Raw genomic sequence first — 23688 nt, 5'->3', positions numbered from 1 at the left:
AATCCGCGGAAGGACTGGAGCGACACGCTTCATGCTTTGTTAGCCGTCTGCGTTCACCGTCCCGGACATCGATTAATCCTAATCGAACTTTGTTGCGTTGCGTACCAGAAGGGTAACACTCAATGTCCGGTATCGTTCTCTCTTCCTCGGTTCGTCAGAACCTGCTCTCTCTCCAGTCCACCGCCGATCTTCTCGCCACCACCCAAAGCCGTCTCTCGACCGGCAAGAGCGTCAACTCGGCCCTGGACAATCCCACCAACTTCTTCACCGCACAGTCGCTCGACAACCGCGCCAGCGACATCAACAACCTGCTCGACGGCATCGCCAACGGCGTGCAGGTGCTGCAGGCCGCGAACACCGGCATCACCTCGCTGCAGAAGCTGATCGACAGCGCCAAGTCGATCGCCAACCAGGCGCTGCAGACCACGGTCGGTTACTCCACCAAGTCCAACGTCTCCACCACGATCTCCGGTGCGACGGCGGCCGACCTGCGCGGCACGACGTCCTATGCGAGCGCGACCGCGAGCAGCAACGTCGTGTATAGCGGCGCGGCGGGCGGCACCACGGCGGCAACCGGCACCAGCACGCTCGGCGCCACCATCGGCTCGTTCACGGGCACCGCGGCTACGGCCGGCGACGGCACCACCGCCCTGACCGGCGCCATCACCCTGATCGCCACCAACGGCACGACCGCGACCGGCCTCGCCAGCAACGCCCAGCCCGCCGACGGCGACACGCTGACGGTGAACGGCAAGACCATCACCTTCCGCAGCGGCTCGGCTCCGGCCTCGTCCGCGGTTGCGTCCGGCTCGGGCGTCAGCGGCAACCTCGTCACCGACGGCAACGGCAACACCACCGTCTATCTCGGCACGGCGGGCACGCCGGCTGCGACCGTCAGCGATCTGTTGACCGCGGTCGATCTGGCCAGCGGCGTCAAGACGGTATCGATCAGCGCCGGTGCCGCGACGATCGCGACCAGCTTCAACCAGACTGCTTCGAGCGTTGGCGGCGGTGCCGTCACGCTGAAGAGCTCGACGGGTGCGGATCTGAGCGTCACCGGCAAGGCCGACCTGCTCAAGTCGCTCGGCCTGACCACGTCGGTGGGCGGCGGCAACGCCACCGTGAGCGTCAACCGGACCACGAGCGCGGCCTCGCTCGGTGCGACGATTGCGGATGGCTCGACGCTGAACGTCGACGGTCACGTCATCACCTTCAAGAACGCGCCGATCCCGGGCTCGACCGGTGCTCCGAGCGTTCCGAGCGGTTATGGTGCGAGCGGCAACGTCCTCACCGACGGCGCCGGCAACTCGACGGTCTATCTGCAGGGCGGCACGATCAACGACGTGCTGAAGGCGATCGACCTCGCCACCGGCGTGCAGACCGCGACGGTCAACGCCAACGGCACCGCGACGCTTGCGACCGCCACCGGCCAGACCAACTCGTCGATCAACGCCTCCGGCCAGCTCAAGCTCTCGACCGGCGTCAATGCCGACCTGTCGGTCACCGGCACCGGCAACGCGCTGAACGCGCTCGGCCTCGCCGGCAACACCGGGACTGCGACCGCGTTCACCGCGGCGCGCACCTCGGGCGTCGGCGGCATCAGCGGCAAGACCTTGACCTTCACCTCCTTCAACGGCGGCACGGCGGTCAACGTCACCTTCGGCGACGGCACCAACGGCACGGTCAAGACGCTCGATCAGCTCAACTCGAAGCTCCAGGCCAACAACCTGACGGCGACGATCGACGCCAACGGCCTGCTGACGGTCTCCACCACCAACGATTACGCGTCCTCGACCATCGGATCGACGGCCGCGGGCGGTGCGATCGGCGGCACGCTGACGACGTCGCTGACCTTCTCGACGGCTTCCACCCCCGTCCAGGATACGGTTGCCCAGACCTCGCGTGCCAATCTGGTGTCCCAGTACAACAACATCCTGAACCAGATCGACTCCACCTCGCAGGACTCCTCGTTCAACGGCGTCAACCTCTTGAACGGCGACCAGCTCAAGCTGGTGTTCGACGAGACCGGCAAGTCGAACCTCAGCATCACCGGCGTGACCTACAACTCCAAGGGTCTGGGCCTCGCCGCGTTGACCGGCGGTGTCGACTTCATCGACAACGCCGCCACCAACAAGGTGCTGACCAACCTGAACGCCGCGTCGAGCACGCTGCGCTCGGAAGCTTCGAGCCTCGGTTCGAACCTGACGATCGTGCAGGTGCGTCAGGACTTCAACAAGAACCTGATCAACGTGCTGCAGACCGGTTCGTCCAACCTGACCCTGGCCGACACCAACGTCGAGGCGGCCAACAGCCAGGCGCTGTCGACCCGTCAGTCCATCGCGGTCTCCGCGCTGTCGCTGGCCAACCAGTCGCAGCAGAGCGTGCTCCAGCTGCTCCGCTAACAAGCGGCAGACATCGCAAGCAGGATCCGGCGGCGGGGCTTCGGCCCCGCCGCTTTTTTTGCTTTGGGCTCGAGATTTTCGAGAAGGCAGGCGGGGCTCGAAAAAGTAACCAGCGGTTATGGTTAATGGAGCGTAAGCGCGAAGAAATACCAATGATTTCAGGCCGATTGCCGATTGCCATCGGTGCCTTGTCCGCGCTTATGGTGAACCGGCGCTTATGCAGGCGATGCTTGTTTCACCCTTTGTTAGCCATGTCGCGGCACGCTGGCCCCGTCACTCGATCCGAAGCGATCGAACGAAGACGCGTAAGCCAGAAGGGTAAGAGTCATGTCCGGTATTGTTCTCTCTGCGTCGGTTCGTCAGAACCTGCTCTCTCTCCAGTCCACCGCCGATCTTCTCGCCACCACACAGAACCGTCTGTCGACCGGCAAGAGCGTCAACTCGGCCCTGGACAATCCCACCAACTTCTTCACCGCTCAGTCGCTCGACAACCGCGCCAGCGACATCAACAACCTGCTCGATAGCATCGCCAACGGCGTGCAGGTGCTGCAGGCCGCCAACACCGGCCTGACCTCGCTGCAGAAGCTGATCGACAGCGCCAAGTCGATCGCCAACCAGGCGCTGCAGACCACGGTCGGCTACTCCACCAAGTCCAACGTCTCGACCACGATCGCCGGTGCGACCGCGGCCGACCTGCGCGGCACCACGAGCTTCGCCAGCGCGACGGCGAGCAGCAACGTGCTGTACAACGGCACCGCCGGCGGCACCACGGCGGCGAACGGCACCACGACGCTCGGCGCCACCATCGGCGCCTTCACGGGCACCGCGGCAACGGCCGGCGACGGCACCACCGCCCTGACCGGCGCCATCACCCTGATCGCCACCAACGGCACGACCGCAACCGGCCTTGCCAGCAACGCCCAGCCCGCCGACGGCGACACGCTGACCGTGAACGGCAAGACCATCACCTTCCGCAGCGGCTCGGCTCCGGCATCGAGCGCGGTTCCGACCGGTTCGGGCGTCAGCGGCAACATCGTCACCGACGGCAACGGCAACACCACCGTCTATCTCGGCACGGCGGGCACTCCGGCTGCGACCGTCAACGATCTGTTGACCGCGGTCGATCTGGCCAGCGGCGTCAAGACGGTATCGATCAGCGCCGGTGCCGCGACGATCGCGACCAGCTTCAACCAGACTGCTTCGAGCGTTGGCGGCGGTGCCGTCACGTTGAGGAGCTCGACGGGTGCGGATCTGAGCGTCACCGGCAAGGCCGACCTGCTCAAGTCGCTCGGCCTGACGACGTCAACCGGTGCCGGCAATGCCACCGTCAATGTCAACCGGACCACGAGCGCGGCCTCGCTGGGAGCGACCCTCACGGACGGCTCGACGCTGAACGTCAACGGTCACATCATCACCTTCAAGAACGCGCCGATCCCGGGCTCGACCGGTGCTCCGAGCGTTCCGACAGGTTTTGGCGCCAGCGGCAACGTCCTCACTGACGGCGCCGGCAACTCGACGGTCTATCTGCAGGGCGGCACGGTCAACGACGTGCTGAAGGCGATCGACCTCGCCACCGGCGTGCAGACCGCGACGATCGCTGCCAACGGTACCGCGACCCTGGCGACGGCGACCGGCCAGTCGAACTCGACGATCAACACGTCCGGCCAGCTGAAGATCTCGACCGGCGTCAACGCCGATCTGTCGATCACCGGCACCGGCAACGCGCTGAACGTGTTCGGTCTCGCCGGCAACACCGGCAACGCGACCGCCTTCACCGCGGCCCGCACCTCCGGCATCGGCGGCATCGCCGGCAAGACCTTGACCTTCACCTCCTTCAACGGCGGCACGGCGGTCAACGTCACCTTCGGTGACGGCACCAACGGCACGGTCAAGACGCTCGATCAGCTCAACACCAAGCTTCAGGCCAACAACCTGTCTGCAACGATCGACGCCAACGGCCTGCTGACCATCACCGCGTCCAACGACTACGCGTCCTCGACGCTCGGATCGACGGCGGCGGGCGGTGCGATCGGCGGCACGCTCACCTCGGCGCTGACCTTCTCGACGGCTTCCACCCCCGTCCAGGATGGCGTCGCCCAGACCGCGCGTGCCAATCTGGTGTCGCAGTTCAACAACATCCTGAACCAGATCGACACGACCTCGCAGGACTCCTCGTTCAACGGCGTCAACCTCTTGAACGGCGACCAGCTCAAGCTGGTGTTCGACGAGACCGGCAAGTCGAGCCTCAACATCACCGGCGTCACCTACAACTCCAAGGGTCTGGGCCTCGCCTCGCTGACCGTCGGCGTCGACTTCATCGACAACGCCGCCGCCAACAGGGTGCTGACCAACCTCAACGCCGCCTCGAGCACGCTGCGCTCCGAAGCCTCCAGCCTCGGCTCGAACCTCTCGGTGGTGCAGATCCGTCAGGACTTCAACAAGAACCTGATCAACGTGCTGCAGACCGGCTCGTCCAACCTGACCTTGGCCGACACCAACGTCGAGGCGGCCAACAGCCAGGCGCTGTCGACCCGCCAGTCGATCGCGGTCTCCGCGCTGTCGCTGGCCAACCAGTCGCAGCAGAGCGTGCTGCAGCTGCTCCGCTAATAAACGACTGAAATCACTGAATAAAATCGAGCGGCGGGGCCCTTTGCCCCGCCGCTCTTTTTTGCGTCCGGAGGCGGGCGGAGGCGTTCATCCGGCATTAACCCTATCGCTTAAGCCGGCGTTAACCATACTTTAAAGGACACCTCCTAAAACTGGACGAAAGCCCGCTTTGCAGACCCGAGCGGCCGATTCGTATCCGGTTCAAGAGGAAGACTCGCCAATGTCCAACATCGTTCTCTCGGCGTCAGTTCGCCAGAACCTGTTGTCGCTGCAGTCGACGGCCGACTTGCTGGCCACGACGCAGGAGCGGCTGGCGACCGGCAAGAAGGTCAACACGGCGCTCGACAATCCCACCAACTTCTTCACCGCGCAGGGGCTGGACAACCGGGCGAGCGACATCAGCAACCTGCTCGACGGCATCAACAACGGCGTCCAGGTGCTGCAGGCCGCCAATACCGGCATCACCTCATTGCAGAAGCTGATCGACAGCGCGAAATCGATCGCCAACCAGGCGCTTCAGACCACGGTCGGCTACTCCACCAAGTCGAACGTCTCCACCACCATTCCCGGCGCGACGCCGGCCGACCTGCGCGGCACGACCTCCTATGCGAGCGCGACCGCCAAGAGCAACGTGCTCTATACCGGCGCCGCCGGCGGCGTGACCCCGGTGACGGGAACCGCCGCGCTCGGCGCCTCGCTGGGCTCGAGCGCCGGCACCTTTACCGGCACGGCAGCGCTCGCCGCCGACGGCACGACCGCGCTGTCCGGCACTGCGACGCTGCTCGGCACCACGGCCTCCACCACGTTCAGCACGCCGCCCGCGGACGGCGACACCATCACGGTGAACGGCAAGACCATCACCTTCCGCACCGGCGTCGCGCCGGCCACGCAGCCGACCGGCTGGGGTCTGGACGCAAGCGGCCATATCGCCACCGACGGCAACGGCAATTCGATCGTCTATGAGGGAACGGCGGCTGCGCCAGGGGCGACCATCAACGACGTCCTCACCGCGATCGACCTCGCCAGCGGCGTCAAGACCGCAACCATCAGCGCGAGCGCGGCGACCATCGCCGTCAGCGGCGCGGCCGGTCCCGTCGGCACACTTCAGGTGGCGTCGTCAATCACGGCGGGCGCTGTGACCTTGAAGAGTTCGACCGGTGCTGATCTGAGCGTGACAGGCAAGGCCGATTTCCTCAAGGCGCTCGGTCTGACCTCCGCGACCGGCGCGGGCAACGCGAACGTGACCGCGAACCGCTCGACCACGGCGGGTTCGCTCGGCACGCTCGTTCAGGACGGCTCGACGCTGAACATCGACGGCCACACCATCACCTTCAAGAACGCGCAGACGCCGCAATCGGCTGCGAGCGTCGCCACCGGCTTTGGCGTCAGCGGCAACATCGTCACCGACGGCAACGGCAACTCGACGGTCTACATCCAGAGCGCGACGTTGACCGACCTGCTCAACGCGGTCGACCTCGCGACCGGCGTCAAGACGGCCAGCATCTTCAACGGGGCGGCAACGCTGTCGACCACGGCGGGCCAGATCCCGTCGTCGGTCAACAGCAGCGGACAGCTCGCGCTCTCCACCGGCGTCAATGCCGATCTCTCGATCACCGGCACCGGCAATGCCCTCAGCGCCTTCGGCCTCAGCGGCAACACGGGAACGGCGACCGCCTTCACCGCGGCCCGCACCTCCGGCGTCGGCGGCATCAGCGGCAAGACGCTGACGTTCACGTCCTTCAACGGCGGCACGCCGGTGAACGTCACCTTCGGCGACGGCACCAACGGCACCGTCAAGACGCTGGACCAGCTCAACGCGCAGCTGCAGGCCAATCATCTGACTGCGACGATCGATGCCAACGGCGTGCTCACGGTGACCACCGTCAACGAGTACGCCTCCTCGACCCTCGGCTCGACGCTCGCCGGCGGCGCCGTCGGCGGCACGATCACTGGCGTCCTGGCCTTCACCACGGCGCAGCCGCCGATCCAGGACCCGGTGGCGCAGACCGCGCGCTCCAACCTGGTCAACCAGTTCAACAACATCCTGGCCCAGATCGACACCACCTCGCAGGACTCCTCCTTCAACGGCGTCAACCTGCTCAACGGCGACACGCTAAAGCTGGTCTTCAACGAGACCGGCAGCTCGACGCTCAGCATCAACGGCGTGGTGTTCAATGCCGCCGGCCTCGGCCTCAGCAATCTCGTCAACGGCGTCGACTTCATCGACAACGGCGCCACCAACAAGGTGCTGGCCAGCCTGAACGCGGCCTCGAGCACGCTGCGCTCGGAAGGCTCGACACTCGGTTCGAACCTGTCGATCGTGCAGGTGCGTCAGGATTTCTCCAAGAACCTGATCAACGTGCTGCAGACCGGCTCGGCCAACCTGACGCTGGCCGACACCAACGAGGAAGCGGCGAACAGCCAGGCGCTGTCGACCCGCCAGTCGATCGCGGTCTCGGCGTTGTCGCTGGCCAACCAGTCGCAGCAGAGCGTGCTGCAGCTGCTTCGCTAATTCGAGCGCGCAAGCTCGCTACTCGAGATTTCGCGGCGGGGCCAAGGCTCCGCCGTTCTTTTGAGGGAGATCGCTAAGACAGGATTAGCTGAGATCGGCGCGCATCACGCAAAGCGAATTTACATCGTGCGTGCGTGGATCTAGCGTTGCGCTGACGAAGAGCTCCGCGACCCGTAATTATCCGGAGTGCTTCCAAGCACACACGTAAGCAAATCTTAAGCGGTGCTGCCTAGGGTTGGGAAAGAAATCCTTAAGCGCGTACAACGCGCTAGGTAACCTCCAGGGTGTGATTGATGTCGAATTCCGCTGCCTCGGCTTATGCGCGTGTTGCAACGACCACCGCATCTCCTCGGGACATCGAGGCGCAGACTCTGCTCAAGGCCGCGAACAAGCTCCAGGACGCCGTGAACAACGCCGATCCGCTCAGCGAGCAGACCATGCAGGCCCTGATGTTCAACCGCAAGCTCTGGACCATCTTCCTGAGCGAAGCGATGCGCGACAACAACCCGCAGCCGATCGACGTCAGGCAGAAGATCGCCAACATCAGCGTGTTCGTGCTGAGCCAGACCGCCGCGCTCCAGATGAGCCCGCAATTCGATCACTTCCGTCCGCTGATCGAGATCAACCGCAATATCGCTGCGGGTCTGTCCGGGCGGCCGTGACGGGCGCTCGTGATGGCCGACATCGCGGGCATTCTTGCACCCACTATCGGGGCGGGTGACGATCAAGATACGCAGTTGTGCTTCGGCAATGCGAATTTCACGCTGACCGGTGCCGGTCAGACGCGGAGCAGAACATCGTCACCGATCCCGCGATCCCGACACGCGATCGTCAGGCGCTGACGTCCGTGCTGAGCGGACGCGAGGACTCGGACTTCATATCCAATGCATGGAAATAGGCCCGCCGGCGCAGCATCGCTTCGTCGGGGAACTGGTTGACCACCGCGTCGGTCCTGTCGTTGACGACCTGGAAGACGAAGGATGCGGCCGCCTGATCGAACACGACCTGGCGCGAGATGTTCTCGTGGTTCGGCAGATCATTGCGCACGGGGGCGCTCGTATCCGCCGCGGCGACCGTCTGGCTCACCGGAAGATCGGTTTGCACAGCCTCGTTCGCCGCCACGCTGGACGCCGCTACGATCTGCACGGGGGCCGGGATCCCCACCGGCCTGATGCTGAAATCTGTACTCATGGCAGCCTCCTGGTTGCCTTGATTGAGTCAAATCCCAACCCCTCTCGTAACGCAACCATGGAACGCCAGGACTGAAGACCCGGTCAACAAACGTGCCTAACCGCGCGACGAAATCGCCGCGCGGTTTTTCGTAAAATTGTCGGTTGTTTTCGTGCGCGTTCAGAGCGAGCGGCTGACCGCGAGCGGGGTGATGTGGCGCGGGCCCGGAGCTGCGCGCCGCCCGGCGGCCGTATAGGTGTTCGGCACGTTGCGCTTCTGGATCTCGGCATTGACGCCGCGCACGACGCTTTCGGAAACGGCGTGCGCGGTCGCGAGCACGGTGAGGTTGACCTGGAGCATGGCGCGGAATGCGTCGTGGTGGCGGTGCAGCGTCGAGAGCAGCTCCGGGGCGGATTTCGCCAGCTGCGCCTGGTTCGCCTTCAACTCGCTGACGGCACCGACATAGTTTCGCGACAGCTCCTGCTTCTTGCTCTCGAGCGTCATCGCCTCGCGGACCTTGCCGGCGCGAACGAGCTCGGTCTCGCGCTCGATCAGTCCGAGCAGGGCGCTCATCGCGTCCATCAGGTCTTCGGCGAGCTTGCGCGCCTCGGCGCTGCCCGGCGCAATGTTCGGGCGTTGGGCCGGCATCGGCTGACGTGAGGCGTTGAAGTGGTTCATCTCGTTTGACCTTATGCCGTGCGGATTGTTTTCGCCTGCTGCATGATGAGGGTGCGGTAGACCTCGCTGGCGACGCCGACGCCGCCGGCCTGGGCGAAGTTCTTGGAATATTGCTCGGTCAGCATCGAGCGCCACACGCCGGTGCCGGGCGTGTCGCCGAACGGGCCTTCGCCCTTCAGGCCCGAGGTCATCTGCGAGAACATGCTGTTGAGGAACATCGCCTCGAAATCGGTGGCGGTCTTCTGCGCCCTGGCCTGCTGCTTCGGCGAGACCTTCTGCAGGGCGCTGGCGAGGTCGAAATCGGGCCGGCCGTTGCGGCTCTCGACCGAAAAGGCCGAGGAGGTGGCGAGGCGCGGCGTGTTGATCGTGCTGGTCTGCATCACATCACCTCGATGTCGGCTTCGATCGCGCCGGCGGCCTTGATCGCCTGGAGGATGCTGATCATGTCGCGCGGGCCGATGCCGAGGCCGTTGAGGCCGTCGACCAGTTGCTGGAGCGAGACGCCGTCCTTGACGACGGCCAGCTTCTTGCCGTCCTCGGTGACGGTGACGGCGCTGCGCGGTGCGACCACGGTGCGGCCGCGCGAGAGCGGGTTGGGCTGGCTCACCTGCGGGCTCTCGGAGATGGTGACCGTGAGGTTGCCCTGCGCCACCGCGACGGTGGCGACGCGAACGTCGCGGCCCATCACGATGATGCCGCTGCGCTCGTCGATGACGATCTTGGCGGCCAGATCGGGGTCGACCTGCAGCTGCTCGATCTCGGTGAGGAATGCAACGACGTTGCCCTTGAACTCCGGCGGGATCGAGAGCTGCACTGTCGAGGGATCGATCGGCTCGGCGGTCTTGACGCCGAGATAGTCGTTGACGGCGGCCGCGATGCGCTTGGCGGTGGTGAAGTCGGCGTTGCGCAGCGCCAGGCGCACGTTCGGCAGGCGATTGAGCGCGAACTCGATCTCGCGCTCGATGATGGCGCCGTTGGCGATGCGTCCCACGGTCGGAACGCCGCGCACGATCTTGGCCGCCTCGCCCTCGGCCTGGAAGCCGGAGATCGCGAGCGAGCCCTGCGCGACCGCGTAGACATTGCCGTCGGCACCTAACAGGGGGGTGACGAGCAGGGTTCCGCCCTGCAGGTTCTTGGCATCGCCGAGCGCGGAGACGGTGACGTCCATGCGCGTGCCCTGGGTGGCGAAGGCCGGCAGATTGCCTGTCACCATCACGGCGGCGACGTTGCCGGTGCGGATGGTGGCGCCGCGAATGTTGACGCCCATGCGCTCGAGCATCGCCTGCAGCGATTGCTTGGTGAAGGGGATGTTGTTGAGAGTGTCGCCGGTGCCGTTGAGGCCGACGACGAGGCCATAGCCGATCAGCTGGTTCTGCCGCACGCCTTCGATGTTGGCGAGATCCTTGATGCGCGAGGTCGCAGCCGCCGGAGCGACCGACAGCGCCAGCGCCGAAAGCGCCGCGCAGGCCACCCCGATAATCCTCACCCAACGAACGCCTGGCATCCTCTGCCCCCCGAGGCCCCTCAAATCGGAAAGACCTGCACGACACTCCCATGACGAGCTGGTCCGACGCTGTCCTTGCGAGGGCTATGCCAAGCCGGGGCAGCAAGGTTAGGTGGCTGAATAGGTTGAATAAATCTGTTTCGACCGGTGTCAGCCGGCGTTGTCCCTGAGGAGCGAAACTGCCGCCCGTCGGCAGATTTTGCCGGGCTGTTTACGCCCCGTTAACCATAAGACGGCGAAGGTGACGGCATCGATCACCCGGATTCCCTCCGATGCGCATCTACGGACCGAACGGCACCACGCTTGGAACGCCGGCCAGCCAGGCCAGGCGGACCGGCTCCGGCACCTTCGTGCTGCCCGACACCTCGTCGGCGCAGGAGACCCGGAGCGCTGCCGCACCGAAGGCCGCCGCCAACATCGATGGGCTGCTGGCCCTGCAAGGTGTCGCGGAGGATCCGGTCGAGCGCCGCAAGCGCTCGGTCGCGCGCGGCAGGACTGCGCTCGACGTGCTCGATGATCTCAAGATGGGCCTCTTGTCCGGCAATCTCGACGCCTCGACCGTGATGCGGCTGCGGGATGCCGCAGCGAACCTGAAATCGTCCTCGGGCGATGCCGGTCTCGATGCGGTGCTGGCCGAGATCGAGCTCCGCGTCGAGGTCGAGCTGGCGAAGGCCGGGCAGGCGTAGAACGTTATCCGTCACCCTTGAGGTGGCCGCTTCTTCAGCGCTCCTCGAAGGGCGACGGCCCGGCTGCATCTCGGCCGTCCATCCTTCGAGGCCCACGGCGCGATGCTTTTGCATCGCGCCACTCGCACCTCAGGATGACGGAACTCCCATAGCGTTTTCTTCGTGGCCCTACGCCGCTTCCTCGTTCTGCCGCGCGTCGTAGCGGCGCTGGGCGGCGAGAACGTCTTTGAGATTTTGCTCGGCCCAATCGCGCAGCGGATCGACCGCGCCGGCGAGCGTCAGCCCGAGCTGCGTGATCGAATACTCGACCGTCACGGGCACGGTCGCGATGGCATGGCGCCTGAGCAGGCCGTCGCGTTCGAGCGATTTGAGAACCTGGCTCAGCATCTTCTGCGAAATGCCTTCGATGGTGCGGCGCAGCTGATTGAAGCGCATCGGCTGCTCGCGCAGCAGCAAGAGGATCAGCACCGCCCATTTGTCGCCGACGCGGTCGAGGATTTGGCGGGTGGGGCAGTTCGCCGCATAGACGTCGGGTTTCATCGTCGGTCCTCGGAGTTGGTTCGGTCGTCGCTTGCGGTTCGGGTGTCGGTCGGCTGGGTTACGCCCTCCGGGTTACCCTCGCGTAATCAGGTAAGCACAAAGTGCTCTCTTAACACCAGCATTCTTTGCGATATCTAGTCTCCATTAGTTACCATAGTAGCAATGGAGCCTTCCAATGAAAATCGCAGTCGCCGGCGCATCAGGCCGGGCCGGGTCGGAGATCACCAAGGAACTGTCCCGCCGCGGCCACGCGGTCACCGCCATCGCCCGGAACCCGGAGAGGATCGCGGCCCTGCCGAATGTCACGCCGACCAAGGGGGACGTGCTCGACCAAGCCGGCCTTGCCAGGCTGTGGGCCGGCCACGACGTCGCCGTGAGTTCCGTGCACTTTCTGTCCAGCGACGCGCACAAGCTGATCGGCGCGGCAAAGGACGCCAAAGTTGGCCGTTACCTCGTGGTCGGCGGCGCCGGCAGCCTTGAGGTCGCGCCGGGCGTGAAGCTGGTCACGACTCCCAATTTTCCGGCCCAGTACAAGGCGGAAGCCGAGGCAGGCGCGGCCTTCCTCGACCTGTTGCGGCAGGAGAAGGAGCTGAACTGGACCTTCATTTCGCCGTCCGCGCTGTTCGTCGAGGGGGAGCGCACGGGCAAGTTCCGGCTCGGGACCGACCAGCTTCTCGCAGATGCGAACGGCAAGAGCTGGATCACCTTCGTCGACTACGCCATCGCGCTTGCCGACGAGATCGAGCGCCCGGCCCATCCGAGGCAGCGTTTCACGGTCGGCTACTAGCCTTCGGCCGCCCCCGAGCCCTCCAGGATAAACCTTCCTGTGCAAGGACTTGGGGGTGGCGGCCAGACTCTCAGGGAAATATTGTCTGTCACATGAGGCCACTATATAAGGCGCGGTTCAACGGACCCTGTTTCCGTTGCGAGTCGTTGCTTAGACAGATAGGCCGCCCTTGGAAAAGTTGAAAAACTACCGACCGACCGAAAAAGAGCCTTTCATGAACGACCGGCAGAAGGAGTACTTCCGTTTGAAGCTCCTCGCCTGGAAGGATGAGATCCTCAAAGAGTCCAAGCTGACGCTGCAAGCTTTGCAGGAGGAGAACGTCAACCACCCCGATCTTGCCGATCGGGCATCGTCCGAAACCGACCGTGCCATCGAGCTGCGTGCCCGCGACCGCCAGCGCAAGTTGATCGCCAAGATCGACGCCGCGCTCCAGCGCATCGAGGACAACACCTACGGCTATTGCGAGGAAACCGGAGAGCCGATCTCGTTGAAGCGGCTCGAGGCCCGGCCCATCGCGACGCTGTCGGTGGAAGCGCAGGAGCGCCACGAGAAACGCGAGAAGGTTTATCGCGACGAATAAAGGCGGAGCCGCAGCGATGCGGCTCTTTTGTTTTGTGGCGGAAGGTGCGCGGTTTCGCACCGCGTCCGGCGTTTGCCTGCCGCTTGAATGTTGCCCATCCGGCGCGTAGTTTGGCGCCGCCATGATGATTTGCACTTCCAACATCGCATCGATCTTCTTCCTGGGTTGAGCGCAGGCGCCTCCGCCGCGGAGGCATTGCGTCCCGCGAGCGCGACTTGCGGATTCCCCAGCGATCGACCCGGCCGGTTCCGCAGCGAGCGGACGACGCGGGCTGGGCGAGACATCGAGAGATCATCATGACGACCAATCCCCGCGTGTTGGACGACGCGCAGATCGACCAATTCATTCGTGACGGCTTCATTCGGATCGACAACGCCTTTCCGCCCGACCTGGCCGAGGCGGCGCGTGCCATCATGTGGCGCGATCTGCCATGCAGCGAGCACGACCCCGCAAGCTGGACCCGGCCTGTGGTGCGGTTGCCGTACTATGGCGACCCGCCGTTCCGGGATGCCATCAACACCGCAGTGCTGCATGCCGCGTTCGACCAGATCGTCGGGCAGGGACGATGGCGGCCGCGACGCGATATCGGCACCTTTCCGGTGCGCTTTCCCCATCCGGACGATCCGGGCGACGATGGCTGGCACGTCGATCTCAGCTTTCCCGGCGAGGGCTGCAACCCGGACGCGGCGCAGGATTTCTCGGCCTGGCGCGTCAACGTCACCTCGCGGGGGCGGGCGCTGCTGCTGCTGTTCCTGTTCTCCGATGTCGGTGACGACGATGCGCCGACGCGGATCCGGGTCGGTTCGCATCTGCCGATGGCGCGTTATCTGGCGCCCGCCGGCGATGCGGGTCGGGCGCACATGATGCTGGAGCGGATGGGAGCCGATTGCCCGGTTGCGGTTGCGACCGGCGCGGCCGGGACAGTCTATCTCTGTCATCCCTTCCTGGTTCATGCCGCGCAGAAGCATCGGGGAACGCGACCGCGCTTCCTGGCGCAGCCGCCGCTGCATCTCGCCGAGCCATACCGGTTGGAGCGGAGGGAGGGCGATTACTCGCCGGTCGAGGTCGCCATCCGCATCGCGCTTGGACGCAATTAACGGACGCGATGCCGTTGTACTCGGCGTTGTGGCGCGTTCCTGCGCCACAACGCGATTGTCGTGCGAGACCGATTGCAGGGACCGCGAAAAATGAATCGCGATCAATGGGCTAGAGTCGAATCCTCCGTGCTCACGTGAATTCGCATGAGAAACAGGCTTCACTTCAGGTGCGGGACGTTTTGCGAGTCGCATCAAGGAGATCGGCCGGCAACTTGAGACGGCGGCGCAGCGGCTTCACGCATCGCTGCAATCAGGGTCTCGTGCCGCGCGGGCGCGTAGGGCTGGCGCGTGGCTCCATAAATACCGGACCAACTCAATATTTCCTTAAGCGGGCGGGAGATCCCGTAATCGACCCGGACGAGCGCCGACCGGCGCTTGTCACGCCCGGGCGGGAATGCTGAAGTGCCGCCCTTGAATGCGTAGCGTGGGAGGCGGCGCCGATGGACAGGATTCTCCAAGCCGCGAAGGCGATCGCGCTGGCGCGCCGCAACCACGCGCCGCTCGCGGCGCTGGAGCGTCCGCCCATGGATGAGGCCGAGGGCTATCAGGTCCAGCGCGCGCTGCACGATCTGCTGCTGGCGCATGCCGGGCCTTTGGTCGGCTACAAGATCGGCTGCACCAGCCAGGTGATGCAGGACTATATCGGCATCCCGCATCCTTGCGGCGGCGGCGTGTTCCAGAAGGGCGTGCATGACAGCGGCGCCAAGCTGGCCGCCTCCAACTATGTCCGGGTCGGGGTCGAATGCGAGATCGCGGTGCGGCTGAAGCGCGACCTCGCCGCCAGCGAAGCGCCGTTCACGGCCGAATGGGTCGGCGAGGCGGTCGAGGCCTATCATCCCGCCATCGAGATCGTCGACGACCGTTACGTGAAGTGGGAGACGATGGGCGCCCCGACGCTGATCGCGGACGATTTCTTCGCCGCCGGCTGCGTGCTGGGGCCGTCCGTGCCCCGCTCGTCGGTGCCGGATCTGAAAGCGGTCAAGGGCCGCGCCATCGTCAACGGCGAGGAGGTCAGCCAGGGCACCGGCGCCGACGTGCTCGGTCACCCCCATAACGCGCTCGCCTGGCTCGCCAACCATCTCGCGGCCGAAGGCAAGGGTCTTCATGCGGGGCAGCTCGTGCTGACGGGCAGCCTAGTCAAGACGCTGTGGCTCAAGGCCGGCGACAAGGTGCGGATGGAGCTGGACGGGCTGGGCGTGGTGGAGGTGGAGTTTACGTGAGGGTGGAGGGTCTCTCCGCCGTCATTGCGAGGAGTCGTTGCGACGAAGCAATCCAGAATCTCTCCGCGGAGAGATGCTGGATTGCACCGCTTCGCTCGCAATGACAGTGGTTGAGCAGCGATCTTGCTGCAATGGTGCGACCTCCCGCGGCCGCTACGGCACACCGCTCAAAAGACATGCGGCCTCCGGCAGGGGAGCTACCGGAGGCCGCGTCGTACATCGTCGTTCGCGCCTAGGTTCGCGAACACGATGTGGGAGCTCGGGAGAGGCTTAGAAGGGCAGCAGCACGTCCATGACCTGCTGGCCGTAGCGCGGCTGCTGCACGTCCATGATCTGGCCGCGGCCGCCATAGGCGATGCGGGCCTGGGCAATCTTGGTGGAGTCGATGGTGTTGTCGCTCTGGATGTCCTCAGGGCGCACGATGCCGGCCACGATCAGCTCGCGAATTTCGAAGTTGACGCGGATCTCCTGCTTGCCTTCGACGACCAGGTTGCCGTTCGGCAGCACCTGGGTGACCACGGCGGCGACGTTGGTTTGCAGGGCCTCCTTGCGGTCGACGCTGCCCTTGCCCTCGCTGGACGAGGTCGAGTCGGCGGTCAGGATGCGGCCGGGCAGGATCTTGTTGGCCTGGGTGATCGTTTGCGAGCCAATGAAGTCCGTGATTCCGGAATCTTCCTTGTTGGTGCGGCTGCGCGAGGTGTCGTTCTCGATGTTGGCCTTGTCCGTGATGTTCACGGTCACGGTCAGGATGTCGCCGACCTGGCGGGCGCGCTGGTCCTTGAAGAAGGCGCGGCTGCCGTTGCGCCACAGCGAGTTGGGATTGTAGGAGGCGACTTCCGGCTTCGGCATCGGCATCTGCACCGGCTTGTAGCCGGGCTGTGCCGTCGGATTCTCGATGGCCGACAGCTTCGGTTGCTCGCCGATCTGCGACAGGCGGTCGATCGACGAGCAGCCGCCCAGCGCGCAAGAGGCCAGCAGCAGGGCAGAGATCGCGATGCGACGAAGACGGAGAGCCGGACTGAACGTGGACATGATTTACTCTGACTTGGCTGGAGCCTGCGAGAGGCGAACTTGTGGAAGCTGGGCTTGGTTCATCTGGACTTGGGCGATCTGGGCCGGTGAGGTCGGCGCCTCGACCAGGCTCCGGGCGAGGGCTGCGGCCGCAGCCGCGGGAGCGGGCGTTTCGCGCTGGAGCGAGGAGGTCTGCTCGACCGCGGGGGTCATCGGCGCGGACTGGCTCGCGCCCTGGATCGTCACCTGGCCGCGGCCGGTGACTACCCCGGTCAGCGTGCGCTTGGAATGCAGATTGAGCACGCCGACGGTGTCGCCTTCGGCACCGCTCTCGATCGCCTTGCCGCGCGTGGTGAGATAGAGGCCGGGCGCCTGGTAGATGATGGTCACGCTCTGATCGCGCACCACGAAGTCGGGCTTGACGATGTCGGCGGCACGAAGCGGCATGCCTGCCCGCATCGCCCGACGCAGCTGCATGCCGACGCTGCGCTCGCGCGAGGCTGGCTCGCCGGTGATCTCGGCCTTCGGCCGGCGCTCCAGCGCGACGTCGGAGGACTTCAGCGTGTCGGCACGGTCGATGTCGCGCGTCAGCACGGCCACTTCGACCGTCTCGATCGCGGTACCGGCGAAGCGCAGCTTGGTCGGGGTCGGATTGTTGTCGTTGGCGATCTCGAATGCGACGTCGAAGCGGCCGCTGCGGGCATCGTAGCGGGTTGTGACCGGCTGCAGCGCGCCGCTGTTGGCGGCGTCCAACCGCATTTCGGTGACGCCGCGGTCGAACGTGACGGTGATGTTGGCGGCATCGCCGAGGCCGAAGCGGCGCTCGAGCGCCGAGGCGACGGCGTTCTCCAGGTCCTTGCCCGCGAGCGTGCGGGCGAGGCGGGTGACCTGGACCTCCTTGATGTCGCCTGTCATCACGCCGATCACCTGCTTGGCGCGGAGCACCGACAGCACCTGGCCGACGGTCAGCGTGCCGGTGGTGCCGAGATCGGGCGAGCGGTAGACCGGGATCGTCGCGGCCGAGCCGGCATTGTCGATGAGATCGCCGACCCGCACCACGTCCGAGGTCACGGTGACGCTTGCGCGCAGCGCCGGGGCGGCGATGAAATCGTCCGCCGCCGCGGCCGGCAAGGCCAGCGCGAGCAGGGCGGAGATGGTGGCGAGAGTGGCGCGGATCATCGTCATTGCTTCAGTCTTGGCCTCAGCGGAACAGCGCCGTGGTCGATTGCATCATCTGGTCGGCGGCGCTGATCACCTTGGCGTTCATCTCGTAGGCGCGCTGGGCGGCGATCAGGTCGCTCATCTCCGAGACGACGTCGACATTGGCCTGCTCGAGGCTGCCTTGCGTGATCTTGCCGTAGCCCTCGCCGTTCGCGGTGCCGTCCTGCGGCGGGCCGGACGAGGGGGTCTCGGTGAACTGGTTGCTGCCGACCGGCTGCAGGCCCGCTTTGTTGATGAAGCGGGTCACGCCGATCTGGCCGACGATCGAGGAGGTCGAGGAGCCCGGCAGCGTCACCGAGACCTGGCCCTGCTCGCTCACGCTGATGCCGGAGGCGTTGTTCGGGATCGTGATGGTCGGCTGCACCGGGTTGCCCTGGGCGGTGACGACGCGGCCCTGATTGTCCATCTGGAAGGTGCCGTCGCGGGTGTACTGGTAGGTGCCGTCGGGCATCAGGATCTTGAAGAAGCCTTCGCCGGAGATCGCGAGGTCGAGATCGTTGCCGGTCTGCGACAGCGTGCCCTGCGTCATGCTGCGCGGCGTGCCGACGGTCTTGACGCCGCCGCCGATGTCGACGCCGACGGGCAGGATGGTGCCCTGGTCCGAGGCCTGCGCGCCGACGCGGCGCACGTGCTCGTAGATCAGATCCTGGAACGCCGCGGTCTGCTTCTTGAAGCCGGTGGTGCGCAGGTTGGCGATGTTGTTGGAGATCACCTGAACGTTGAGTTCCTGTGCCGCCATTCCGGTCGCTGCGGTGTGAAGTGCCTGCATCTCAGTTCTCCCTCAATCAGGCCGGAACGTCGGCGAGCTTCTCGATCGCCGATTTGTGAAGGTCGCTCTGCTGCTGGAGCAGGTTGGCGATGGCGGTGTAGCTGCGCATGACCTCGACCATGCGGGTCATCTCGCCGACCGAATTCACGTTCGACTTCTCGATGTAGCCCTGCTCCACAGTGGACTTGGTGGCGGGCAGCGGGGTCGCGGAGCCGGTGTCATAGAGATTGGCGCCGAGCTTGGTCAGCTTGGCCGGATCGTCGAACGAGACCATGCGGATCTTGCCGCGGATCGAATCGGTCCTGGCGGTGCCCTCGAGCACCGTGATGGTGCCGTCCGGCGCGATGTTGATGTCGTGGTCGGTCGGCTGGAAGGTGATCGGGCCGCCGGTGCCGAGCACGAGGTTGCCGTCGGAGGTGACGAGCTGGCCGGTAGAGTTGAGCGAGAACTTGCCGTCGCGGGTGTAGCGCTCGCCGCCATTGACCTGCACGGCGAAATAGGCGTCGCCGCTGATCGCCATGTCGAGCGGGTTCTTGGTCATCTCCATCGGCCCCGGGCCGACATCGCGGAAGGTGCCGCGGTCCTGCACATAGGAGACACGGCGGTCGGCACCGATGAAATTGTCCTCACGCGCGTTCGAGTTGAGGAACTCCTCGAACAGCGAATGGTCGGCCTTGAAGCCGTTGGTGTTGGCATTGGCGACGTTGTTGGCGATGACATCCATCTGCCGTTCCAACGTCATCTGCCGTGACAGGCCGACCAGAAGCGCGTTCTGCATCGGAAATCTCCCCTGAGGGGGATCTGCCATTTCGCTCTCCCAAGCGCCTTGGCGGACCCCGTGAACGAGACCTTCAGGTTCTCCCAAACCGGTGGGTCTCGGCCCTCTCTCAGCGAAAGCCGTGCCAACCTGAAAAGATTCGCGATTTCAATGTGTTGGTGATTTTCGAGGGGCGCGGAAGGGCGGCAGAAAGGTTCTGTTAGCCATGTCTGCCCGGCAGATTTTTCCTAGCGGAAGCCCGATCGAAAGATTCCGTTAACCATTATTACCGTAGCGTTTGCCATGAAAAGGAGCGCATTGCGCCGGGGCATTTGTATCGCGTCACTGTCTTGAGCCTTCGCTCTTTCGACCCCTTTGAGAGATCCGGGCGCGGCGACCATGGCAGAGAATGAAGCGGAAGGCGGCGCAGCCACCGAGGGCGCGGAAGGCGCTCCGCCGAAGAACAAGCTGAAGCTCATCATCATGGCCGTCGGCCTGCTCGCCATCCTCGGCGGCGGTGCTGCGACCTGGTTCTTCTTCTTCCGCCACGGCGACGCCGAGCATCATGCCGAGGTCGCGCCGCCGCCGAAGCCGCCGGCCTTCGTCGACGTCCCCGACATGACGGTCAATCTCGCCGGCGCGCCGGGCGAGCGCGTGCAATATCTACGGCTGAAGATCGTGCTGGAGCTGAAGGAAGAGAAGCAGATCGAGGCGATCAAGCCGACGATGCCGCGCGTCACCGACATCTTCCAGACCTATGTGCGCGAGCTGCGCCCCTCCGACCTCAACGGGTCCGCCGGCATCTTCCGCCTCAAGGAGGAGCTGACCAAGCGCGTCAACGCCGCGGTCGCCCCGATCCAGGTCAGCGCGGTGCTGTTCAAGGAAGTCGTGGTCCAGTGATGGCGCTGCGGAAGGCAACGGGCTAGCGTCATGGCCGGCAACGAGCAAATGGACCAGGATGCGATTGCCGCCCAATGGGAGGCGTCGCTCGATTCCGAGGATCCCGCGGAGGCCGCAAAGGCTGCCGCCGAAAACGAGCTGTCGGAGACCATGGCCCTGCAATGGGCGGCCATGGTCGAGGACGGCAGCCGCGATCTCGGAACCGGCAAGAACTCCGGCGAGCGGGTGCTGTCGCAGGAGGAGATCGACAATCTCCTCGGCTTCACCGTCGGCGACGTCACGCTCGACGACCATTCCGGCATTCGCGCCATCATCGATTCGGCGATGGTCTCCTACGAGCGTCTGCCGATGCTCGAAATCGTCTTCGACCGCCTGGTGCGGTTGATGACGACGTCCTTGCGCAATTTCACCTCCGACAACGTCGAAGTCTCGCTCGACCGCATCACCTCGGTGCGCTTCGGCGACTACATGAACTCGATCCCGCTGCCCGCCGTCCTCACCGTCTTCAAGGCCGAGGAGTGGGAAAACTTCGGCATGGCGACGGTCGATTCCAACCTGATCTATTCGATGATCGACGTGCTGCTCGGCGGCCGCCGCGGCACCAGCCAGCTCCGCATCGAGGGCCGGCCCTACACCACGATCGAGACCGAGCTGGTCAAGCGGCTGGTCGAGGTGGTGCTGGCCGACGCCGAGCAGGCGTTCCGGCCGCTGTCGCCGGTGACCTTCACGATCGACCGGCTCGAGACCAACCCGCGTTTCGCCGCGATCAGCCGTCCCGCCAATGCCGCGATCCTGGTGCGCCTGCGCATCGACATGGAAGACCGCGGCGGCAACATCGAGCTGCTGCTGCCTTATGCGACCATCGAACCGATCCGGGGCGTGCTGCTCCAGATGTTCATGGGCGAAAAGTTCGGCCGCGACCCGGTCTGGGAAGGTCATTTCGCCACCGAGATCGTGCAGGCCGAGATCGCCGTCGATGCCGTGCTCTACGAGGCCGAGATCCCGCTCAAGCAGCTGATGCGGCTCAAGGTCGGCGACACACTGCCGCTGGACATGCGCGCCGACGCCAACGTCACCGTACGCTGCGGCGACGTCACGCTGACCGAGGGGCGGATGGGCCGGGTCGGCGACCGCGTCGCGATCCGCGTGACGAAACCCTTGCGCAAGCCAAGTACGACACTGGCGATGTTCGAGAAGGTGGACGAGCAGAACAAGATGATGGAGGCCCCATGAACCACTCCCTGGGAATGGCGATCGAGACGCTGGTGGCTATCCTGCTGATGCTGACGATCGTCTACTGCGTCATGCTCAACAAGCGGCTGACGCGGCTGAAGGCGGACGAGCATTCGCTGAAGGCGGTGATCGGCGAGCTGATCACCGCGACCGAGATCGCCGAACGCGCGATCGGCGGGCTGAAGCTCGCCGTGCGCGACGTCAACGAGAATCTCGGCAGTCAGCTCGCCGCGGCGACGCAGATGTCGGACCAGCTCTACAAGCAGCTCGGCGAAGCCGACAACGTGGTGCGGCGCCTGTCCAAAATCGCGATCGCCGCGCGCCCCGTCACCAATCCGGAAGCGGTTGCCGCGCCCATCGCCAAGCCCTCGACCGCGAAGGCGGTGGCGGCCGCGGCCGAAGCCTTCTCCGAGCGCCGACGGTCCAACGGTCTTGCCGCATGAAGTCAGGGTATGAAATCCTTTCGTAACATCCGCGTCATTCCAGTCGTCCTGGTTGCCGTCGCAGGCCTCGCCACGCTGAAGGTGGCGGGCCTCGCGATCAATGGCGGCTATGTGTTCGACTACAAGCCGAACCAGAAATCCTGGGCGCAGGAGAATCTGAACTTCCCGACCGGCCGCGAGGAGCCGGAGATCATCACCGGCTCGACCCATGGCGCGCCGAAGGAGGCGCCCAAGCCGGCCGCGCCCGAGACCAAGCCGGAAGGCACCGTGGTCAAGGTCGACGAAGCCCAGCCGCAGGTCTCGGCCTCCGAGCGCGCGATCCTCGAGCGGTTGCAGGCGCGCCGCCAGGAGATCGAGGCTCGCCAACGCGAGATCGACATCCGCGAAAGCCTGCTCAAATCGGCCGAGAAGCGCATCGAAGGCAAGGTCGAGGAGATGAAGGCGGTGGAAACCCGCATCTCCGCGACGCAGGCCGAGCAGAAGGCCGCCGAAGCCCAGCGCATGAAGGGCCTCGTCACCATGTACGAGGGCATGAAGCCGAAGGACGCCGCACGGGTGTTCGACCGGCTGGAGATGGGCGTGCTGATCGAGATCGCCTCGGCCATCGCGCCGCGGAAGATGTCGGACATCCTCGGACTGATGTCGTCGGAGGCCGCCGAGAAGCTGACGGTCGAGATGGCGCGCCGCGCCAACGGCGGCGGCGATCAATCGGCCTCGGCCGCGGAGCTGCCCAAGATCGACGGCAAGCCGACGCAAAAGCCGAATTGAGGGCGCGAGGCGAACAGTGCTATCGTGGCCGGTCGCGTTGTGGCGTGGTCGTTCGACTGAATCCCAGCGAGACGCCTTGCGTGCCTAATTCACGAAGACCTGTTGCCCCCTCCGAGCAGGCGGGCGCCACTGCTTCTCCACCCGAGGAAGAATATCTACCTGCTGCTTGATCGGCGGCGCCTCCGTGACGCGAGTCACGAGCTGCAGCGTGCTATGGCAACAGGAGCACTCAAATGTTTTCAGGGCATATCCTCTGGCAATCGGAACGATCGCGACGACGGCTCTTGCCCTGCTACACACAATGCAACCGGCTTCTCCGTTCATTGATTACCCCCGAAGCTAACCAATGCGATTCGCATCGCCGAGGTCACATCTGATTCAGAGTCGCGCGCGGACCGCAACCTCCCGCAGGTTGTGAGCGCGCGCCCGGCAACTCATCAGCCGACAGATCGAACTCCCGCGGCGGATGCAGTCGAACCAGGGGGCACCCTCTGAGACTGCGATGAGTTGACGCGCGCAGGTGTGAACTGGCGTACAGTGGCGCTCAAGGCGCGGTCCTACGCTTCGGCCATTCGCAATCGGCAGCGCAGGAGAAGGCCATGAACTACTCGTCCGCAGCAGAACGCGTCATTGAGGCCGTCAACCGGCTGCTCATAGCGGCGATGACATCCGCGTGGACATCCGCCCTGAGCCATCAGCATTCAGCTCCGCCAGAAGTTGACGACGGCTACGAGGAAGACTCTTCTCTCGACGAACAGAACTCCTCGGCGCCGGAAGGCGCTGACATGCAACACTGAAGAGGC

23 protein-coding genes are annotated in these 23688 nt (G+C 65.1%); 14 read left to right on the top strand and 9 right to left on the bottom strand.

What is annotated here, in order from left to right; translation table 11 throughout:
- The first annotated feature begins 122 nt into the window (after nt 1–122).
- From AC066S_RS21565 to flaF, 4 genes are all read left to right on the top strand, one after another.
- A complete protein-coding gene (locus AC066S_RS21565; protein ID WP_478270550.1) occupies nt 123–2402 on the top strand; it encodes a DUF1522 domain-containing protein in 2280 nt (759 codons plus the stop codon).
- Nucleotides 2403–2729: 327 nt separating this feature from the next.
- Nucleotides 2730–5009, top strand: coding sequence for a DUF1522 domain-containing protein (locus AC066S_RS21560; protein WP_126260756.1), 2280 nt, complete (start codon nt 2730–2732; stop codon nt 5007–5009).
- A 220-nt stretch (nt 5010–5229) separates the two neighbouring features.
- The gene (locus AC066S_RS21555) at nt 5230–7521 is read left to right on the top strand and encodes a DUF1522 domain-containing protein (protein WP_135169111.1); all 2292 of its coding nucleotides are present in this window, start codon (nt 5230–5232) and stop codon (nt 7519–7521) included.
- A 293-nt stretch (nt 7522–7814) separates the two neighbouring features.
- On the top strand, nt 7815–8183 hold the full coding sequence (gene flaF, locus AC066S_RS21550; RefSeq protein ID WP_008554779.1) for a flagellar biosynthesis regulator FlaF: 369 nt from the start codon (nt 7815–7817) through the stop codon (nt 8181–8183).
- Nucleotides 8184–8352: 169 nt separating this feature from the next.
- Here the strand turns inward: flaF and AC066S_RS21545 are convergent, their stop codons facing one another.
- The 4 genes from AC066S_RS21545 to AC066S_RS21530 form a co-directional block, all read right to left on the bottom strand.
- Nucleotides 8353–8712 (bottom strand): hypothetical protein, encoded by a 360-nt coding sequence (locus AC066S_RS21545; protein WP_126260758.1) that lies wholly within the window; start codon nt 8710–8712, stop codon nt 8353–8355.
- Between the two features lie 159 nt (nt 8713–8871).
- Nucleotides 8872–9369 carry a hypothetical protein gene (locus tag AC066S_RS21540; RefSeq protein ID WP_126260759.1) on the bottom strand — a complete coding sequence of 166 codons (498 nt, stop codon included), beginning with the start codon at nt 9367–9369 and terminating at the stop codon, nt 8872–8874.
- An 11-nt stretch (nt 9370–9380) separates the two neighbouring features.
- The gene (flgJ, locus tag AC066S_RS21535; RefSeq protein ID WP_164718973.1) at nt 9381–9749 is read right to left on the bottom strand and encodes a flagellar assembly peptidoglycan hydrolase FlgJ; all 369 of its coding nucleotides are present in this window, start codon (nt 9747–9749) and stop codon (nt 9381–9383) included.
- Nucleotides 9749–10873, bottom strand: a complete 1125-nt coding sequence (locus tag AC066S_RS21530; protein ID WP_126260761.1) for a flagellar basal body P-ring protein FlgI — start codon at nt 10871–10873, stop codon at nt 9749–9751. The genes flgJ and AC066S_RS21530 overlap by 1 nt, the downstream gene beginning before the upstream one ends.
- A gap of 272 nt (nt 10874–11145) precedes the next feature.
- Between AC066S_RS21530 and AC066S_RS21525 the strand changes: the two genes are divergently transcribed.
- Nucleotides 11146–11559 (top strand): flagellar assembly protein FliX, encoded by a 414-nt coding sequence (locus AC066S_RS21525; RefSeq protein ID WP_126260762.1) that lies wholly within the window; start codon nt 11146–11148, stop codon nt 11557–11559.
- 168 nt (nt 11560–11727) lie between these two features.
- Here AC066S_RS21525 and AC066S_RS21520 read toward each other — a convergent pair whose 3' ends face one another.
- Entirely contained in the window at nt 11728–12099 is a 372-nt protein-coding gene (locus tag AC066S_RS21520; RefSeq protein ID WP_126260763.1) for a winged helix-turn-helix transcriptional regulator, read from the bottom strand.
- A 175-nt stretch (nt 12100–12274) separates the two neighbouring features.
- Between AC066S_RS21520 and AC066S_RS21515 the strand changes: the two genes are divergently transcribed.
- The 4 genes from AC066S_RS21515 to AC066S_RS21500 all read left to right on the top strand — a co-directional run bounded on the left by AC066S_RS21515 (nt 12275) and on the right by AC066S_RS21500 (nt 15783).
- Nucleotides 12275–12886 carry an NAD(P)-dependent oxidoreductase gene (locus AC066S_RS21515; protein ID WP_478270549.1) on the top strand — a complete coding sequence of 204 codons (612 nt, stop codon included), beginning with the start codon at nt 12275–12277 and terminating at the stop codon, nt 12884–12886.
- A 214-nt stretch (nt 12887–13100) separates the two neighbouring features.
- Nucleotides 13101–13466: an RNA polymerase-binding protein DksA gene (gene dksA, locus AC066S_RS21510; protein WP_085966600.1), complete on the top strand. Its 366-nt coding sequence runs from the start codon at nt 13101–13103 to the stop codon at nt 13464–13466.
- 296 nt (nt 13467–13762) lie between these two features.
- Nucleotides 13763–14563, top strand: coding sequence for a phytanoyl-CoA dioxygenase family protein (locus AC066S_RS21505; protein ID WP_478270548.1), 801 nt, complete (start codon nt 13763–13765; stop codon nt 14561–14563).
- Between the two features lie 440 nt (nt 14564–15003).
- The gene (locus AC066S_RS21500; RefSeq protein WP_126260766.1) at nt 15004–15783 is read left to right on the top strand and encodes a 2-keto-4-pentenoate hydratase; all 780 of its coding nucleotides are present in this window, start codon (nt 15004–15006) and stop codon (nt 15781–15783) included.
- 270 nt (nt 15784–16053) lie between these two features.
- Here the strand turns inward: AC066S_RS21500 and flgH are convergent, their stop codons facing one another.
- The 4 genes from flgH to flgF are packed head-to-tail and all read right to left on the bottom strand — an operon-like array spanning nt 16054 to nt 19562.
- Nucleotides 16054–16815 carry a flagellar basal body L-ring protein FlgH gene (gene flgH / locus AC066S_RS21495; protein WP_478270547.1) on the bottom strand — a complete coding sequence of 254 codons (762 nt, stop codon included), beginning with the start codon at nt 16813–16815 and terminating at the stop codon, nt 16054–16056.
- 3 nt (nt 16816–16818) lie between these two features.
- A complete protein-coding gene (gene flgA / locus AC066S_RS21490) occupies nt 16819–17973 on the bottom strand; it encodes a flagellar basal body P-ring formation chaperone FlgA (protein ID WP_478270580.1) in 1155 nt (384 codons plus the stop codon).
- A 22-nt stretch (nt 17974–17995) separates the two neighbouring features.
- Nucleotides 17996–18784: a flagellar basal-body rod protein FlgG gene (gene flgG / locus AC066S_RS21485; protein ID WP_126260769.1), complete on the bottom strand. Its 789-nt coding sequence runs from the start codon at nt 18782–18784 to the stop codon at nt 17996–17998.
- Nucleotides 18785–18800: 16 nt separating this feature from the next.
- Complete coding sequence (flgF, locus tag AC066S_RS21480) at nt 18801–19562, bottom strand: flagellar basal-body rod protein FlgF (protein ID WP_126260770.1); 762 nt, start codon at nt 19560–19562, stop codon at nt 18801–18803.
- Between the two features lie 378 nt (nt 19563–19940).
- On the opposite strand from flgF, the gene fliL reads away from it, so the two are divergent.
- The 5 genes from fliL to AC066S_RS21455 all read left to right on the top strand — a co-directional run bounded on the left by fliL (nt 19941) and on the right by AC066S_RS21455 (nt 23682).
- Nucleotides 19941–20441: a flagellar basal body-associated protein FliL gene (fliL, locus tag AC066S_RS21475; protein WP_126260771.1), complete on the top strand. Its 501-nt coding sequence runs from the start codon at nt 19941–19943 to the stop codon at nt 20439–20441.
- 30 nt (nt 20442–20471) lie between these two features.
- Nucleotides 20472–21674, top strand: a complete 1203-nt coding sequence (gene fliM / locus AC066S_RS21470; RefSeq protein ID WP_126260772.1) for a flagellar motor switch protein FliM — start codon at nt 20472–20474, stop codon at nt 21672–21674.
- A complete protein-coding gene (locus AC066S_RS21465; protein ID WP_126260773.1) occupies nt 21671–22117 on the top strand; it encodes a DUF6468 domain-containing protein in 447 nt (148 codons plus the stop codon). The genes fliM and AC066S_RS21465 overlap by 4 nt, the downstream gene beginning before the upstream one ends.
- 9 nt (nt 22118–22126) lie before the next feature.
- Nucleotides 22127–22885, top strand: coding sequence for a MotE family protein (locus tag AC066S_RS21460; RefSeq protein ID WP_126260774.1), 759 nt, complete (start codon nt 22127–22129; stop codon nt 22883–22885).
- Nucleotides 22886–23484: 599 nt separating this feature from the next.
- Complete coding sequence (locus tag AC066S_RS21455) at nt 23485–23682, top strand: hypothetical protein (protein WP_478270546.1); 198 nt, start codon at nt 23485–23487, stop codon at nt 23680–23682.
- The last annotated feature ends 6 nt before the right edge of the window (nt 23683–23688 follow it).

Source organism: Bradyrhizobium sp. CFUWI (assembly GCF_056429085.1).
Note: the sequence above shows the minus strand (reverse complement) of the source record. Positions and strands in the feature narration are given on the sequence as shown.